Origin of the sequence: Streptomyces flavofungini, assembly GCF_041028215.1 — a bacterium.
GTDB lineage: Bacteria > Actinomycetota > Actinomycetes > Streptomycetales > Streptomycetaceae > Streptomyces > Streptomyces flavofungini_B.
The window spans coordinates 1-872 of sequence record NZ_JASKYR010001369.1; the positions used below are offsets into that span (position 1 = coordinate 1).

Sequence of the window (872 nt, forward strand, 5' to 3'; positions counted from 1 at the left end):
CTCCCGCACCCGGCAGCGGGAAGATCAACCTCGACAAGGGCCGCGTCAGCCTCCAGAAGAACCAGACGGTGTCCCTGGTCAAGGGCGGCAGGCCGCTGCTCTCCCAGGTCAAGATGGGCCTCGGCTGGGAGCCCGCGTTCCGCGGCAAGGACATCGACCTCGACGCCTCCGTCATCGCGTACGGCCCGCAGCGCAACCACGTCGACAGCTGCTACTTCGGCAAGCTGTCGATCGTGAACGGCGCGATCAAGCACTCCGGCGACAACCTCACGGGCGAGGGCGGCGGTGACGACGAGGTGATCGTCGTCGACCTCGGCCGTCTCCCCCAGGAGGTCACGGGCCTGGTCTTCACGGTGAACTCCTTCTCCGGCCAGAAGTTCACCGAGGTCGCCAAGGCGTACTGCCGTCTGATCGACGCCGCCTCCGGCGAGGAGCTGGTCCGCTTCGACCTGACCAACGCCGAGGCGCAGACGGGCGTCATGATGGCCAAGCTGATCAGGCAGTTCACCGGCGAGTGGGAAATGACCGCGATGGGTCAGTTCGTGAAGTCCCGCACGGTCCGCGGCATGGTGAAGCCCGCGGCGCAGTCGCTCTGAGCGAGGGACGGGACCGCCGCTCCCGGCGCGCGCACGAACTCCCGGGACGCACGGAAGGGGCGGCGGTCCGCGCGATGCGGACCGCCGCCCCTTCGGCGTGTCAGGAGCCGTTCAGCGGATTCAGAGCTTGGCCAGCTTGGGATAGGGGCTCAGGAAGCGTCCCTGACGGCCTGCGAAGTCGATGACGACCGCTTCCTCTCCCTCGACGCCGACGATCCTCCCGAGGCCGTACTGGTCGTGGGAGACACGGTCACCCACGGCGAACTGCTCTACGGG

2 protein-coding genes are annotated in these 872 nt (G+C 68.1%); one reads left to right on the top strand and one right to left on the bottom strand.

Annotated features, from left to right (window positions below; genetic code table 11):
• Positions 1–596: TerD family protein (locus tag AB8Z36_RS41115; RefSeq protein WP_369218441.1), on the top strand; the 596-nt coding region annotated here is incomplete at its 5' end.
• A gap of 120 nt (positions 597–716) precedes the next feature.
• On the opposite strand, the gene AB8Z36_RS41120 is transcribed toward AB8Z36_RS41115, so the two are convergent.
• The coding region (locus AB8Z36_RS41120; protein WP_369218442.1) for a CarD family transcriptional regulator at positions 717–872 on the bottom strand (156 nt) is incomplete at its 5' end.